A 15,815-nucleotide genomic window follows, 5' to 3' on the forward strand; every position below is an offset into this window, starting at 1 on the left:
TGAGGTAATTCTTTTTCTGGATTCAACCAACGCTCTCAGTTTTCTACTTCTGTTCAGCCACAACCTTACTCGCAATAAAACCAACCAACCTATCCAATATCAACCCCACCAAACCAACATAAATCAACGCCAAAATAATCTCACTCAAATTAGTTTCCGTAGTCGTGTTGTAAGCATCCCAAATAAACGAACCAATACCCACACCACCGACTAACATTTCCGCCGCGACAATTGCTAACCAAGACAACCCAATCCCAATCCTTAACCCCGTAAAAATATACGGTACAGTCGCCGGAAACACAATTTTAAAGAAATACTTTGGCCCTTTCAGTTTTAAAACTCTAGCTACATTCACATAGTCTTGTGGAATTTGCTGCACTCCCACGGTTGTATTAATAATAATCGGCCAAATCGACGTAATAAAAATCACGAAAATTGCTGAAGGATTAGCTTGTTGAAATGCTGCTAAAGAAATTGGTAGCCATGCCAGTGGCGGTACAGTTCTTAACACTTGAAATATTGGATCTACCGCATTGTAAATAAATTGATTAGCACCAATTAAAATTCCTAATGTGATGCCGACAATTGTTGCTAATGAAAAACCCAAACCAACCCTGCCTAAACTGCTGAGTATTTGCCAACCTAAACCTTTATCGCTTTCACCATTATCAAAAAATGGGTGAATAATAAAAGGGTCAAAAGTTTCGGTAAATGTTTCTATTGGGCCAGGTAATTTAAAGCCAGGATTTAAACAAAGTAATTGCCAAATCACCAGAAAGATAGCTAGTGCTACCAACGGTGGTATAACTTTTTTGACAATAAATTTATTAATAGCCTTTTGGGGCTTTTTTCTAACTGTGCGATTTCCTAGAACAACTGCCATTATTTTATGATTCCGAAAGTGTTAATAAATTGTGTTGCGATCGTTGGGAGAGAAGTCAGAAATTAAACTTTCTTAATTTTCAAAGATTGCAAATATTCTTCTGGTTTTTCTGGGTCGAATTTCACTCCATCAAAAAAAGTTTCTACACCACGAGAACTACTAGTAGGAATTTGGGAATCAGGGACACCAATAGCTTTCGCTGCTTTCTTCCACAGGTCTTCTTTATTTACTTGGTCAACGATTTCTTTAACTTTGGTATTTTTTGGCAAGTAACCCCAGCGAATATCTTCAGTTAAAAACCAAATATCGTGGCTCTTGTAGGGATAGGAAGCATTATCAGCCCAGAATTTCATCCGATAAGGAAATTCTTTTTCTGTCCGCCCATCGCCAAAGTCAATATTACCTTTAGCCCTCTCGATAATATCTGCGGCTGCAACATTAAAGTATTTGCGATCGCTACAGATTTTGCACATTTCTTCTTTGTTTTCTGCCTTATCGCACCATTGTTGCGCTTCTAGAATTGCCATCAATATTGCTTGGGCAGCGTTGGGATTTTTATCAACCCAATCTTGGCGCATAGCAAAGGCTTTTTCTGGATGGTCTTTCCATAATTCACCTGTAACTAAGGCGGAATAACCTAATTTTTGACTGACCAATTGAGCATTCCAAGGTTCACCAACACAGAAAGCATCAATTGTATTCACTTTCATATTGGCAACCATTTGTGGTGGTGGTACAGGTTCTAAAACCATATCTTGGTCTGGATTAATCCCGCCAGCAGCTAACCAATAACGCATCCATAAATCGTGAGTACCACCAGGGAAAGTAATTCCAGCTTTTAAGGATTTTTTATCAGCTTTGGCTTTATTTGCCGCTTCTTTGAGTGCTTTACTTTCGAGGTTGACTTTGAGTTCTTTGAATTTATTGGCAACAGAAATAGCCTGACCATTTGTATTTAATCGCGCCAAGAGATACATCGGCACTTTATCGTTAATGGTCATCAGATATGGCATAGGGCTGAGGATATGTGCGCCATCAATACCACCGCCAGCCGAACCAATTTTTAAGTTATCGCGGGTGACAGGCCAAGATTTTTGCTTGATAACTTCGACATCTGTCATCCCATATTTCGCAAATAAACCTTTTTCTTTGGCAATAATGAGCGGTGCAGAATCAGTAAGGGCAATAAATCCGAGTTTGGCTTTGGTTGTCTCAACTTTGGGCGCATTTGCAGAGGTGACGTTAGCGACTGGTGCGGCGGATGGGTTGTTACCACCATTGGAGGCTGTATTGCTGGAACAACCATGAGCAACAATAGAAGCGGCGGCGGCTGCACCAGTAGTAAAAATAAATTTTCTGCGGGAAAGATTGGTCATTAATTTGTCCTTTGTCATTTGTAGGAGTTACGAACCGCCAAGGCGCAGAGTTCGCAGAGGAATGAGAGTTTGAGAGAGGTTTTGCATAAACATAAGTAGAAGTCTAAAATTTCAGACTTCAGACTTCAGACTTCAGACTTCATACTTCATACTTCACACTTCAACCAAGGCTTCTTGTTTGAGTTCTGCGCCAAAGTGCTTGATGAGTAGGTCTTGTAAGACTGGTTGCAAGTCTTCGCAGGGTACGCCTTTGATGGCGCAGGTTCCTAAGTGCGCGTCTTTGCCGACTTTGCCACCCATATAAATGTCTACGCCTTCTACGGCTTTGCCATTTTTGCGGGCTTTTGTACCCATTAAGCCGATGTCTGCAACTTGTGGCTGTCCGCAGGAGTTGGGACAACCCGTCCAGTGAATGCGGACTGGTTGGGTGAAGGTTAAGTCTGCTTCTAAAGCTTGAATGGTGGCTAGGGCGCGGTTTTTGGTTTCGATGAGGGCGAAGTTACAAAATTGTGCGCCTGTGCAGGAAACAAGCGATCGCTCTAATGCCCCCGGATTGATGGAAAATCTTGTTAAGAGGGGTTCTGCTAAAAATGTTGCCAGACTACCATCAGAAACATTCGGAATGATGATGTTTTGTTCAACTGTTAGTCGAATTTCACCATTACCATACACTTCTGCAAGTCGCGCAATTTCATACATATCTTCGGCATACAACCGCCCAACGGGAACATGAAAGCCTACATAGTTAAATCCTGGTTGTTTTTGTTGGTATACGCCAATATGGTCGCGTTTTTCCCAATCAATTTCGTCTTTGGGCGCAGCAGGTAACAATGATTTACCTAAACGCTGTTCGACTTCGGCGCGAAACTTATCTATACCCCATTCATCAATTAACCACATTAAGCGTGATTTCAGGCGGTTAGCCCGTGAGCCATTATCCCGAAATACTTCTAAAACTGCTCTACATACCGCCACCACATCTTCTGGCGCAACCCAAGCATTCAGAGGAATTGCCGCATCACAGCGTTTTGCGGAGAAAAAGCCACCAACCAAGATGTTAAACCCGAATTTACATGCTGAGTTGTGGAGAAGATATTCCTCCCCTGCTCCCCTGCTCCCCTGCTCCCCTGCCTCTTGATAGGCTGGAACAAATGCCAAATCATTAATTTCGGCGTGAACTGAGTTATCCCGTCCACCTGTGATGGCGATATTAAACTTGCGGGGGAGGTTGGTAAACTCTGGGTTGCCTTGTCCTTTGTTGGTGAGCATATCTTGAATTTGCTGCACCAAATCCCGTGTATCAAACAATTCATCCGCATCCAGTCCAGCGACGGGATCGCCTGTGATGTTGCGAACGTTGTCCATCCCAGACTGCACACTAGTTAAACCGACAGCGTGAAATTTATTGAAGATATCGGGTAAATCTTCAATTCTGATTCCTCGCAATTGAATATTCTGCCGAGTGGTAATGTCAGCACTACCATCATCACCGTAACGCTGCAATACTTCCGCCAAAACTCGCATTTGGTCACTGGTGAGAATACCATTCGGCATCCGCATCCGCATCATAAATTTGCCTGGGGTAACTGGGCGGAAAAATACGCCTACCCATTTGAGTCGATGATCTCGGTCGGTTTCGTCCATTGCTTCCCATCCGAGGGTGGCAAATTTGGCGATTTCGGCTTTAACTGCGAGTCCGTCTTTTTCTGCTTTGAATTTCTCGAATTTATTGACGCTGGTTTTGGTAGTGGTTCCTGTATCTGTCATGAGTTAACTCTCATTATTACTAATCCAGTGAGAACTTCAGGTTTCTTGAGCCAATATCAATCAACCCGTAGTTTGGATGTTGTTTCTACGAGTTTGGAGGCTTTAAATTGAATATTTATTTATTGCTAATTTTTAAGTTTTAAGTGCGTTCTGAAATAATTTATCTACTGATGAATTGACTCAGAATTTTAGATTGATTTCAAGTTTAAACTGAACGCGACTTCGTAAGCTTTGGGAGACAATTTGTCATCTTTTACATAGGGAAGATTTAGCGAGTAAACAGGGCAATTGTTTATGTAACAATTTCGACACTTTTAAGGTTAAAGTCAGATTTCTGCTAAAATCGTATAATTAGCTACAAAATATTAGTAAAATTCCTAATTTTGCATCATAAAAATGCGTTTTCTGCATTACACTGAGCAGATGAGTGATCTAAAAGCGTCGCTAACTCACACCAGTATGATGTTGATGCTCAAGTCTGGAGAAACTGCTAACCGTAGAGCAAGCGATCGCTGTTAATCTAATTACAAATAATTTCCACAACTATGAAACGTCGTGATTTTATCAATTGGGTTGGTTTAGGTTTAATAGCAAGTAACCTACCAGTGGCTATTGCGGCCTGTACTTCCCAGACAAATACACCAACATCTGAAGCTGCTGGAAGTTGGCAAAAAGTCGGCACTACTAAAGACCTAGACCAAAAAGGTCAACTGTTGGTCAAAAATTCCCCTGTTGGAAATGTTCTGGTAGTGGGTACATCTCAAGCTGGTAATCTGGTTGCTGTTGACCCTACCTGTACTCATAAAGGCTGCACCGTAGACTGGAAAGCCGATGCAAAAAAATTCGCCTGTCCCTGTCACCGTGCAGAATATGGCACTGATGGTCAAGTACAAAAAGGCCCGGCCGAAAAACCATTAAAAACCTACACCGCCAAAATTGAGGGCGATTCAGTTTTGGTGAAGAGTTAATAGGCAACAGGTGACAGAATTACAAAGTCTTTTGTTGTCTTGCTGATGTCCCGACTACTTTGCCAATTGCTATATTTACGCCGTGTACAACTTTCTCTCAAACCTAACCCCCAACCCCTTCCCTTGTAGGGAAGGGGAGTAAGATTTAAAGCTTCTCCCCGAAACGGGGAGAGGTTTGGAGAGGGGTCATAAAAATAAATTGCATATCGGTATCTTATCCCTTATCTTCCTTATCCCCCTTGTCTCCCACTCCCTAGCTTATGCAAGGCAATACCAACCAGCTTTTAATACAGGCACAGTCAGCATATAATACTGGTGATTGGTCAGTGCTGATTCAATACCTGCAACAGTTGATTGTGGTGGAAAATGAGCAATATTCAGAAGATTTACTGAAATTAGCACTGCCTGTTTTAGAAATGGGCGATTTTCAGCAGCGTTGGGAAATTACCAAGGTTTTACTTCGCTTGGGAAATATTGCCATTCCACCACTGATTGAGATTTTAGAAGACGAAGAAGCAGAGGAAGAATTGCATTGGTATGCGGCGCGAACTTTAGGCGAGTTTCAACATCCAGAGGCGATCGCACCTTTGGTAGAATTGCTCAAAACTAGTAATGATGAAGAATTAAAAGCGATCGCAGCTACATCACTAGGACAAATGGGGAGTTTAGCAATTACCCAACTCTCCCAACTGTTAAAGCAAGATGATACCAGACTTTTGGCGGTGCGATCGCTGGCTTATATTCGCACTCCAGAAACCATTGCACCCTTATTGACTGTGGTACAAGATACGGAAGTTGCAGTTCGCGCCACCGCCCTAGAAGCCCTCAGCAGCTTTCATGATGAACGTGTACCGCCTGTACTCATCACAGCTTTAGATGATGTGGTGGCGACAATTAGACGCATCGCCGTACTCGGTTTAAGTTTCCGCCCCGATTTAACTGGAGAATTAGATTTAGTCGCCAAACTCCACCCCAAGCTTGATGACTTCAATATTGAGGTTTGTAGTGCTACAGCCGTTGCTCTTTCTCGGCTTGGGGGTGATGCGGCTACCCAACATTTATTTTCGGTGCTGATGTCACCCCATACACCCATAACCTTACAACTCGAAATTATTCGCGCTTTAGTTTGGGTAGGGACAATTTCGGGTTTGGAATATTTACAGCAGGCGTTAAACCAAACTAAATCAGAAATATTGTGTCAAGAAATTGTCACAGTTTTAGGACGAGTTGAAAAACCACAGTTAACTGCAAAAGCCACAGAAATTTTATTAGAATTATTAAACTCACATAATTCAGCGAAAGAAATTGCCTATATCAAAAGTGCGATCGCATTATCTTTAGGACAGTTAGGCAATCAGCAAGCTATCCCCTCATTAACTACTTTATTACAAGACTCAAACGAACAGGTAAAATTACACGCGATCGCTGCACTGAAAAAACTCTCACCAGAAATTCTCCCCATCCAGTATTGATTACAATTAAAGTAATCATACTTTTATATAGTTTTTATGAGTATCTCAACTGCTAAACGCTTCACAATATTTGAATATCACCGTTTAACTGAACTCGGCTTTTTTGCAGAAAATGACCGCGTTGAGTTAATCAAAGGAGAAATTATTGAAATGGCTGCGAAAGGTACACCACATTCTGTTTGTAATACCCGCTTGAATCGAGAATTATTCACACTCATTGCAGGGAAAGCAACTCTTAGAGGACAAGAACCGATTATTATTTCTGATATTAGCGAACCAGAACCAGATTTAGTAATTGTCCAAAATCGTTCTGATGATTATTTCAGAGAGCATCCTAGTCCATCGGATGTAATACTACTAATAGAAATTTCTGATTCCTCTTTAAAATACGACCAAGAAACAAAATTATCTATCTATGCTGAAGCGGGTATTCCCGATTATTGGATATTTAATTTAGTAGATAATTTTTTGGAGTGTTACAGCGAACCTTATCAAAGCTCACAAGGACAATTTGGTTATCGTCGCAAACTCATATTTCTACCAAATGAATCAGTCAATCTACCATACTTTAATGATTTAGTTTTAGATTTATCTAAAGTCTTCCCAGGTGTGTAATTTATTTGAAATTTCAATAAATTATGAGTGCTGATCCAGTTTGGTGCTTGTTTAGAATAGAGCCTTCAGATGTACTCAATGTATCTCAAGCTTTTAATCAAGCTGTGGAGCGATCGCAAATTGCATATCACCTACAAGACTATCTTAAAATCAGAACGGAAATTCTGAATCAGCTACCTTTCCGAACATTAAATGAATCTAATATTTATTTTCCTGATTGTCTGATTCAAAGACAAAAAAATTCTGATGTGTTTGACTGGGAAGATTTACATCAAACATACCATATTTTTTTCCCAAAAGCATTTGTAGAAATTTTTGATACTCTATTTTTAGGTAATACTCCAATTATTTCCCAAAGAATGAGCCAAGTCCAACTAGAATTAATCATAACTAATCGTGTATGTGCCACAGAAATGTTATGGGGTGGTTTAGGTTGGCAACGTGCAAATAAACTTCCTGGTTACTTAGGAAATATGTTTGTAACACCAGAAAATATAGCAAATGTTTTAGCAATCATAGAAGAAGTTTTTGCAGAAATAAGTACTGATGAATTTATTCAAGGAGCAAAGTCAATCGGATTTAGAGGAAACTGTAATGAAGATGATGCAGAAACCCTTCAATCAATCATTCTGTCCTGTTTTCATACTGTTTTACAGGAAGGAAATGGGCTTCTAGCCTTGAGCCATCCACACATCGGTATGATGCCATTTCCAGAAAATTATTAATTGACCTGTTATATTAATGAGATTATACTCACTCAATAACTCTCCGCGCCTCTGGTTACTGAGCGACTAGTACCGAGCGTTCGCGCAGCGTCTCCGTCAGGAGAAGTCGAGGTAAGTCGAAGTATGCGTCTCTGCGTGAAACAATCTTCTCCTCATAAAATCAAACTTTGCATCGCCTGTTGTAAATCATTTGTAAAATCACTAACCGCTTGCTTTGCACCTGCACGACTTTCTTTATATGCAGAATAATGCTCAGATATAGATAACGGTTGACCGATATTAATCTTAACTTTTTGCTTACCCAACTGTGGACGCTGAAAATATTTATCACCTTGAATTTTGGCAATCATCTGGGATAAAATTAAAGTTGTCTCGGCAAATCTTTCAACTGAGGGTTTCTCTTTAATATAATTACCAGAAACCGCCACAAAACTTTCTACTAAGCGCATGTGCCACATTCTCGCAGTTGCTTCTTCCGCAATGCGATCGCCTAAAGCTATCTCCACAGAAGATAATGCGTTGATATCTTTAAAATCTTCCCTAAATATATAATTCCAACCAGCTTGTTCTACTTTCCGACAACGGTCTGTTAAAGTACCTTTAGCTTGCAAATTAAAATACTGTTCAGAGATTTGCAAGGCAGCATTTAATAATGCTTGTAATCGAAATGCTAAAGCTTCATTTCTATCTTTAATTTCCGCGACAGCTTGAGCATCTGCTAACTTTTGATGATAAAACCGCGTGTAAAATTGCTCCATCAAAGATAATAAATGCTCTGCTAAAGCTAATAATCGCGGATAAAGTAACTCCATCGAAGCAATATTATCGGTTTTTCCCGCATTCACAGGCAAACCACTCGCTGCTTCTAAATCACTCAATAATTGCGCGATCGCACTCCAAGGCGCAGCAGTATAACTATATTTAAGTCCAACTGGTACAATTAAAACCTGTTCCGAGCGTCCGGCTTTTTGTAAGTCTTCCGCACACCAAAAGCCTAACTGGGCAATACCGGGTTCTAATGGACTCACAATTTCTGATAGTCCATTTGTTGCACCTTCTGGCGCAGCAGCCATCGGGAATTTACCATTGGCGAACAAATCACGCGCCGAACGTAACCCTGTCCAGTCAGCTTTACCCCGTTGAATAGGTGTTCCACCCAACCGTGAAGCCATCCAGCCTACATAGTTACCCGCCCAGAGAGGAATGCCGCGATCGTAGATAAAATGAGCATGAATGGTCGATTGTAATGCTATACCCTGTTGTCGTGCTATCCTCGGCACAAGTTGAGACAGCAAGTAAACCAAACAAAAGGGATCATCTGTTTTAGGATGACGAAACGCCAACAAAAAGCGCACCTTACCTTCTTGAAACTGACGATAAAGATCCGCCAAAATTTCTACGTTGTCAGCTTCTATCTGGGAAATAGACGTTTGCCATTGTATCCAACTAGGTAGAACCGTGTGAACAACTCGCAAAAATAAAGGATTAAACGCTGGCGGAATAAATTCTAAAGGTGGCTGCGCTTGATAAATTACGTCTGACAAGGTAAGTTTCTCCTGAAGTAGTAGAGAGTGCTGAGTGCTGAGTGCTGAGTGCTGAGTATTTTAAAAAGGTTTGGGATGCAGGGTGAAAATAACAAATGACAAATGACTATTAGCCAAGCACTTTATACTTCACACTTCATACTTCATACTTTAGTTGACATAAAGATTTGCAATTGGAAAGGGATTAAACGATGCGACTGTCACAAATGTTATTCGTTACACTCCGGGATGATCCTGCTGATGCGGAAATTCCCAGCCATAAGTTATTACTCCGTGCAGGGTATATTCGTCGCATCGGTAGCGGTATTTATGCTTATCTCCCGTTTATGTGGCGGGTGTTGCAAAAGGTTTCTCAAATTGTGCGCGAAGAAATGAACGCCACAGGCGCACAAGAATGTTTGTTACCCCAATTACAGCCTGCTGATTTGTGGAAGGAATCAGGACGTTGGGATACTTATACTAAAGCTGAGGGAATTATGTTTTCCCTAATCGATCGCCGTGAGCAACAATTAGGATTAGGGCCGACGCATGAAGAAGTGATCACAGCGATCGCGCGTGATATGATTCGCTCTTATCGTCAGTTACCGCTACATCTCTACCAACTGCAAACCAAGTTCCGTGACGAAATTCGCCCCCGCTTTGGTTTGATGCGCGGACGAGAATTCATCATGAAAGATGGTTATTCTTTCCACGTCGATGAAGAAAGTTTGAAAAAAACCTACCAAGATATGTACCAAGCCTACAGCAATATGTTGCGACGTGCTGGTTTAGCTTTTCGTCCTGTAGAGGCTGACTCTGGTGCAATTGGTGGTTCTGGTTCTACGGAATTTATGGTGTTGGCGGAAGCTGGAGAAGACGAAGTTCTTTACACCGAAGATGGTAAATACGCCGCTAACGTCGAAAAAGCTGTGTCTTTACCTGCGGATGCGGAAACTTCACCGTTTACCAGTTATGAAAAACGGGAAACCCCAGGAACCGATACGATTGAAAAACTCTGTAAATTCTTCAAATGTTCTCCGACTCAAGTTGTGAAAAACGTTTTGTATCAAACAGTCTACGATAATGGCGTGACTGTGTTGGTATTGGTAAGTATTCGTGGAGATCAAGAAGTCAACGAAGTTAAATTACAGAATGAATTGACGCGGTTAGCAACTAACTACGGTGCGAAAGCAGTCATCGCCTTAAATGTACCCAGTGCAGAAACCCAACAAACCTGGGCGGCGAAACCTTTACCTTTAGGTTACATTGCACCAGATATTAGTGATGAATATATTGCAGGTAATAAACAAGTCCATGCCAAATTTGTGCGGTTGGTGGATAAAACAGCCGTTGATTTGAAAAACTTTGTGACTGGTGCAAATGAAACTGGTTATCACGTCGTTGGGGCAAATTGGAATGAGCAATTTAAGCTACCAGAAAGTATAGTAGATTTGCGTAAAGCTAGACCAGGCGATCGCGCCATTCACAACCCCGAACAAACTCTACAAAGTGCGCGTGGTATCGAAGTTGGTCATATCTTCCAATTAGGCACAAAATATTCCCAAGCCTTGGGTGCAACTTATACCAATGAACAAGGAGAAGAAAAACCCTTGGTGATGGGATGCTATGGTGTGGGTGTTTCCCGCTTGGCACAGTCAGCAGTTGAGCAATCTTACGATAAAGATGGGATTATTTGGCCTGTAGCGATCGCACCTTATCATGCGATCGTCACAATTCCTAACATTAATGATGCCCAACAAGTGCAAATAGCTGAAAAACTTTACACCGAACTCAATCAAGCCGGAATTGAAACATTATTAGATGACCGTGATGAACGCGCCGGAGTTAAATTTAAAGACGCTGATTTAATCGGTATACCTTATAGAATTGTTACCGGACGTGCAATTGCTAACGGCAAAGTTGAAGTAGTAGAAAGAGCCACTCGTCAATCTCAAGAAATTGCCATTGATGAAGTTATTACTACACTAAAACAATGGATTACAGCCGCAATAAAAGGTAAAAATTAACCCAACGAATTTAGCGCCAAGCTCCTGCGAGTTATTTGCAGTGAAATGTAATAACTTGCGATTAGCGGGTTTCGATACTTCGACTGCGCTCAGTATCCACACTTCGACAAGCTCAGTGCATCGCTTCGTGGGAGTTGAGCGAAGTCGAAACTCAACCCTCTTGTAGTCAGCTTAATGAGCATTGAGCGACTCGCCCTGAGCGTAGTCGTTCGCGTTAGCGTCTCCGAAGGAGAAGGGAGTCGAAATGCGTCTTCTAATTATGTACTTATAACTTTTGACAATACAGGTTATAGATAAAAATTCTGTTCCCTGTTCCCTAATTCTTAATAATTTCCTAAATCTTACAAAATAATGAGATTTATAGAATTTGGTAGATGACGGATTTAAAGTACAAATTCTAGAATTAGATCAGGACTATTTAGATTTAGCGATCGCCTGATTTTAGCGTATCGAGCTATTCACGAAATCTCTGGAAACTCTCAACTTATAAGTATCGTCCATAACCAGGCTGCTCTTCACACCAAAATTATTTCAGCCCTTAGTCAGTCAGGAAGGTTTTTAATATGAATGATGAACAAAAATCTAATCGCATATCTTCGGGCGTAGTTGCAGCCGTTTCCGCAGCCGTAATTGCTGTTAGTGGTGGTGTAGCTTGGTTAACTACCCAGACCCAAAAAGCACCTGTCACAACTAACCCCGCCAACCCCAACCAAAGTCTTCAACAACAGCCCACACAGCCCTCAACCACCCAGCAAGACGAAAAAACTGCTCAAGTTTATTGGCTAAAACCCAAAGACAAAAATATTGCTTTAGTGCCTAAATCAGTAGAAGTAGCCGCAACTCAGCCTAACCAAGCCTTAGAAAGAGCTTTTCAGGCTTTATTAGAAGGGCCAAGTGACGCGACAGACTCAACCACCATTCCCAAAGGTACTAAGCTACTAAGCCTAAAAGTCGAAGGTGAGGAAGTCCACGTCAATTTATCTGATAGCTTTACCAGTGGTGGCGGTAGTACCTCAATGGTGGCGCGTGTCGGCCAAGTTGTGTACACAGCCTCCAGCCTGAACCCCAAAGCCAAAGTTTACATTGATGTCAACGGTAAACCTTTAGATGTGTTAGGTGGCGAAGGCGTAGAGTTGGAACAACCCCTCACCCGTGAAAGCTTTGACAAGAATTATCCACTTTAGTCATTGGTCATTGGTCATTAGTAAACACAAATGACAAATGACACCTGACCTAAAGTTTTGTATTCAGAACGCGAAAGTTACGAGCTTGCTGTTCTAACCTTGTAGCGATGCGATCGCACACCTGATTACACAACTCAAAAATCATTTCGTCTTCCACCCGATAGTAAGCGCAAGTGCCTTCACTGCGACGGCTGAGGATTCCGGCTTGCCACATTACTTTCAGGTGTTTGGAGACATTCGCCTGGGAAGTTTGTGTTGCCTCTACCAATTCTTGTACACATTTTTCTTCATCCCGTAGTAAGTGCAGTAGCCGTAGACGCATCGGCTCACTTAACAGGCTGAAATATTCGGCTACTTGTTGCACCACTTCCGGCGGTACAGGCAACGCTTGTTTCATCAGGAATGATCCGTAAAAACAGACAAGGTTAACAATCACTCATTTCATATATACATTAATACTTAATCAGGGTTAATTCGCATCAAAGGTTGACCATATTCTACAGGTTCTCCATTTTGAACCAGAATTTCCATAACTTGCCCTGATATTTCGGCTTCGATTTCGTTCATTAGCTTCATAGCTTCAATGATACACACACTTTGACCCTGACGGACGCGATCGCCTACTTCCACAAATGGTGCTTCCCCTGGTGCAGGGGCGCGATAAAAAGTCCCTACCATTGGCGAAGCAACTTCTACTAATCTTTGATCTATCGCTGAAGGTGCATTTCCTGTCACCTGTACACCTGCACCAGCAGTATCTAAAATTCGCTCTGGAGATAGCGTTGGTGCTACTCCTCCGGCTGCAATCGTTGTTACTGTCGCCACACCACCAATACCAGCTTGCGGTACAGCGTGATTGTTTATGCTGCCAGCTTTACGTACCGATAGCTCAAAGTCATCACTTTTGAGAGTTACTTCTGCAATATCTGTTTGTGCAATAGTTACCAGCAGTTGACGGATTTCATTAAAGTCCAATGGCACAGCTTTTATTACCTCAACCTGTCCGTAAAATGATTATTTTATGTGATACCAATTGAATAAATGATTGAGACTGATGGATAGATACAACTAAAACACAGACAGTTATTTCCAACCCAAAAATCTAAAATCGCAGATCCAATATGGTATTAGGGCAGGGATTTAAACCCTATATAGGGATTTAAATCACAATTAACTCTAAAATTTAAGAGAAAATTTATTCCCTGCCTAAATATTTATCTTCACGAGTATCAATCCGAATCCGTTCTCCTTGAGAAATAAACAAGGGAACCATTACAGTTGCACCAGTTTCTACTTTGGCTGGTTTAGTACCACCTGTAGCTGTATCACCCTTGACACCAGGATCAGTTTCGATAACTTCTAGCACCACAGAGTTAGGTAATTCCACTTCTAGAACTACATCGTCCCAACGAATCACGTTCACTTCCATACCTTCCTTGAGGTATTTGACGCGATCGCCAATTTGTGCGGCACTGAGTCGTCCTTCGTCATAACTTTCCATATCCATAAAGACGAACTCATCGCCCTCTTTATAGGTATGCTGCATTGTGCTTTTTTCCAAAGTTGCTTGCGGCACAGTTTCCCCAGCCCGGAAAGTTCTTTCAAGAACTTTGCCACTTTGAACGTTTTTCAGCGTGGTGCGGACAAACGCCGAACCTTTACCGGGTTTAACGTGGAGAAAATCAACCACCCGCCATACAGACCCGTCTAATACAATTGATACACCGGGTCGAAAGTCGTTACTAGAGATCATGAAGCTTTCAAATGTTGGAAGACAATCGGCATTTATTGTACCCTTCTAGCGGAGTAATTGGTTAATTAGTCAAGAGTCAATTGTCCTTCGTCCTTGGTCATTGGTCATTTGTGATTCTCCTCTGCACCCCAACTCTCCACTCCCAACTCCCAACTCACTCAGCACTCCTAACTATGGGAAGATTATTGATGGGTTCCGCCCAGTCAAACAATTTTGGATTTTAGATTTGCGATTTTAGATTGACAGTATCCACTCCTGGGATGCAGTGTGGAGATTTTAAACTGACGATTTTAGATTTGTTCTGCCCACGAAGGGTGGTGCTGGAACCGCAAAATAATCCAAAATCCAAAATCTAAAATCTAAAATTGGCACGGTCAACAATATTCATGCTGCATTTGAGCCATACTCATGTTTAAGTTAATAAAATCCTGGCTAAAGTCCAGCCTAGTAACAATACTGTTGGTAGTTATATTTTTAGGCATCAATACAGCTGGCTGGACTCCCTCCAGTAATGCCGCCTTGCCCTCTGGCAATGCAATTACCGACGGCAAAGCTTTGTTGCGTTATGCACTCCCAATCAAAAATGAACCAGTCAGGCAACTGCAAGCCAGTCTAGAAGACATATCAACTCAGTTGCGAGCTAATCGACGCTGGGGTGCTGTCTCCAAAGACCTGAGTAAAGCATCTCGCGTGCTTGATAAGCCTTCACAAATCTTAGCAAGCGTCCCCGAAGAACGCCAACCCCAAGCCACAGCATGGCTTGAAGAATTAAAATCTGGCGTAATTAAACTGCAAGAATTGACACAATCCAAAGATAAAGAAAAAATTCTGCAAGGGCGAAACAAATTGCTGAGTTTAGTTTCTTTGCTAGAAGAGTCAATGGTGCAGCAATTTCCCTTTGAAGTCCCAGAAGAATACAGTAATTTAGCCCAACTCAAAGGACGTGCGACCATTGCAATTAAAACCAATAAAGGCGATTTAACCGTTGTTGTAGATGGTTATAGCGCACCTGTGACGGCTGGTAACTTTGTAGATTTAGTCCAAAGGGGTTTTTATAACGGGTTAGAATTTACTCGCTCTGAAGAATCCTACGTCTTGCAAACAGGCGACCCCCCAGGTAAAGAACAAGGTTTTATTGACCCCAAAACAGGCAAATATCGGGCAATTCCTTTAGAAATTCTAGTCGAAGGAGATAAAGCACCAACTTATGGCATTACCTTAGAAGATGCTGGTCGTTATTTGGATATGCCAGTTTTACCGTTCTCTTCCTTTGGTGCATTAGCAATGGCGCGTCCCGAAAGCGAAGTAAATGGTGGTTCATCGCAAGTGTTCTTTTTCTTGTTTGAACCAGAACTCACCCCCGCCGGACGTAACTTGCTGGATGGTCGTTACTCAGTATTTGGTTATCTCACAGAAGGCAGAGATGTTTTAGATAAACTCAAAGCTGGTGACAAAATCGAATCTGCAACAGTGACTCAAGGCATAGAGAATCTAGTCCAACCCCAAGCAGCCTAGATAAAGT

14 protein-coding genes are annotated in these 15,815 nt (G+C 41.8%); 7 read left to right on the forward strand and 7 right to left on the reverse strand.

Features of this window, described 5'->3' with window-relative positions:
- Positions 1-43 precede the first annotated feature (43 nt).
- The 3 genes from ntrB to H6G77_RS29525 form a co-directional block, all read right to left on the reverse strand.
- The gene (ntrB, locus tag H6G77_RS29515) at positions 44-883 is read right to left on the reverse strand and encodes a nitrate ABC transporter permease (RefSeq protein WP_190675867.1); all 840 of its coding nucleotides are present in this window, start codon (positions 881-883) and stop codon (positions 44-46) included.
- Between the two features lie 62 nt (positions 884-945).
- On the reverse strand, positions 946-2,259 hold the full coding sequence (locus H6G77_RS29520) for a CmpA/NrtA family ABC transporter substrate-binding protein (RefSeq protein WP_190873474.1): 1,314 nt from the start codon (positions 2,257-2,259) through the stop codon (positions 946-948).
- A gap of 153 nt (positions 2,260-2,412) precedes the next feature.
- The gene (locus H6G77_RS29525; protein WP_190873455.1) at positions 2,413-4,026 is read right to left on the reverse strand and encodes a ferredoxin--nitrite reductase; all 1,614 of its coding nucleotides are present in this window, start codon (positions 4,024-4,026) and stop codon (positions 2,413-2,415) included.
- A 545-nt stretch (positions 4,027-4,571) separates the two neighbouring features.
- On the opposite strand from H6G77_RS29525, the gene H6G77_RS29530 reads away from it, so the two are divergent.
- From H6G77_RS29530 to H6G77_RS29545, 4 genes are all read left to right on the forward strand, one after another.
- Positions 4,572-4,994 carry a ubiquinol-cytochrome c reductase iron-sulfur subunit gene (locus tag H6G77_RS29530; protein ID WP_190593011.1) on the forward strand — a complete coding sequence of 141 codons (423 nt, stop codon included), beginning with the start codon at positions 4,572-4,574 and terminating at the stop codon, positions 4,992-4,994.
- A gap of 260 nt (positions 4,995-5,254) precedes the next feature.
- Positions 5,255-6,466 carry a HEAT repeat domain-containing protein gene (locus H6G77_RS29535; protein ID WP_190873456.1) on the forward strand — a complete coding sequence of 404 codons (1,212 nt, stop codon included), beginning with the start codon at positions 5,255-5,257 and terminating at the stop codon, positions 6,464-6,466.
- Between the two features lie 36 nt (positions 6,467-6,502).
- Positions 6,503-7,081: a Uma2 family endonuclease gene (locus tag H6G77_RS29540; protein ID WP_190873457.1), complete on the forward strand. Its 579-nt coding sequence runs from the start codon at positions 6,503-6,505 to the stop codon at positions 7,079-7,081.
- Between the two features lie 23 nt (positions 7,082-7,104).
- Positions 7,105-7,806 carry a hypothetical protein gene (locus H6G77_RS29545; protein ID WP_190593014.1) on the forward strand — a complete coding sequence of 234 codons (702 nt, stop codon included), beginning with the start codon at positions 7,105-7,107 and terminating at the stop codon, positions 7,804-7,806.
- Between the two features lie 152 nt (positions 7,807-7,958).
- Here H6G77_RS29545 and H6G77_RS29550 read toward each other — a convergent pair whose 3' ends face one another.
- Positions 7,959-9,350, reverse strand: coding sequence for a 1-acyl-sn-glycerol-3-phosphate acyltransferase (locus H6G77_RS29550; protein WP_190873458.1), 1,392 nt, complete (start codon positions 9,348-9,350; stop codon positions 7,959-7,961).
- A gap of 191 nt (positions 9,351-9,541) precedes the next feature.
- On the opposite strand from H6G77_RS29550, the gene proS reads away from it, so the two are divergent.
- Positions 9,542-11,356, forward strand: coding sequence for a proline--tRNA ligase (gene proS, locus H6G77_RS29555; protein WP_190873459.1), 1,815 nt, complete (start codon positions 9,542-9,544; stop codon positions 11,354-11,356).
- Positions 11,357-11,919: 563 nt separating this feature from the next.
- Entirely contained in the window at positions 11,920-12,540 is a 621-nt protein-coding gene (locus H6G77_RS29560) for a GerMN domain-containing protein (RefSeq protein ID WP_190593016.1), read from the forward strand.
- A gap of 49 nt (positions 12,541-12,589) precedes the next feature.
- On the opposite strand, the gene H6G77_RS29565 is transcribed toward H6G77_RS29560, so the two are convergent.
- From H6G77_RS29565 to efp, 3 genes are all read right to left on the reverse strand, one after another.
- Entirely contained in the window at positions 12,590-12,937 is a 348-nt protein-coding gene (locus H6G77_RS29565; RefSeq protein WP_062289993.1) for a helix-turn-helix transcriptional regulator, read from the reverse strand.
- Positions 12,938-12,999: 62 nt separating this feature from the next.
- The gene (gene accB / locus H6G77_RS29570) at positions 13,000-13,521 is read right to left on the reverse strand and encodes an acetyl-CoA carboxylase biotin carboxyl carrier protein (protein WP_190593017.1); all 522 of its coding nucleotides are present in this window, start codon (positions 13,519-13,521) and stop codon (positions 13,000-13,002) included.
- 214 nt (positions 13,522-13,735) lie between these two features.
- Positions 13,736-14,293, reverse strand: a complete 558-nt coding sequence (efp, locus tag H6G77_RS29575) for an elongation factor P (RefSeq protein ID WP_190593018.1) — start codon at positions 14,291-14,293, stop codon at positions 13,736-13,738.
- A gap of 408 nt (positions 14,294-14,701) precedes the next feature.
- Here efp and H6G77_RS29580 point away from each other — a divergent pair, with 408 nt between their 5' ends.
- Positions 14,702-15,808 (forward strand): peptidylprolyl isomerase, encoded by a 1,107-nt coding sequence (locus H6G77_RS29580; RefSeq protein WP_190593019.1) that lies wholly within the window; start codon positions 14,702-14,704, stop codon positions 15,806-15,808.
- The last annotated feature ends 7 nt before the right edge of the window (positions 15,809-15,815 follow it).

The organism is Aulosira sp. FACHB-615 (assembly GCF_014698045.1).
In the GTDB taxonomy this organism is placed as follows: Bacteria; Cyanobacteriota; Cyanobacteriia; order Cyanobacteriales; family Nostocaceae; genus Nostoc_B.